The organism is Acinetobacter sp. AL9 (genome assembly GCF_041464035.1).
Lineage (GTDB): Bacteria > Pseudomonadota > Gammaproteobacteria > Pseudomonadales > Moraxellaceae > Acinetobacter > Acinetobacter towneri.
In genome coordinates, this window is the sequence record NZ_JAYFSK010000261.1 from 1 (window position 1) to 255 (window position 255).

The 255-nt window shown below is 38.4% G+C and carries 1 protein-coding gene and 1 pseudogene; both read left to right on the top strand.

Translation table 11 applies throughout. The features are described 5' to 3' along the window. Positions 1–147 (top strand): annotated as a pseudogene (locus ACEO2X_RS14610) (IS607 family transposase); the annotation flags it as partial. Between the two features lie 32 nt (positions 148–179). Beyond that, positions 180–255: helix-turn-helix domain-containing protein (locus tag ACEO2X_RS14615; RefSeq protein ID WP_371972216.1), on the top strand; the 76-nt coding region annotated here is incomplete at its 3' end.

The window sequence follows — 255 nt, forward strand, 5'->3', positions numbered from 1 at the left end:
ATTATTAATCAGGGTGAAAATTTGAGTTTTGAGGAGGAACTGGCTCAAGATGTCCTGGAAATTATCACTGTATTTTCAGCACGATTATATGGAAGCCGAAGTAAAAAGAACCAAAAGCTAATACAGGCGGTCAAAGAAGCACTATGAGTCGATTTATACGAGGGCATATCATTGAATTGATGCCCAATAATAAACAAGCAAGCCATTTTGCTCAGGCAAGTGGTGTTGCTCGTTTGTCGTATAATTGGGCTTTAA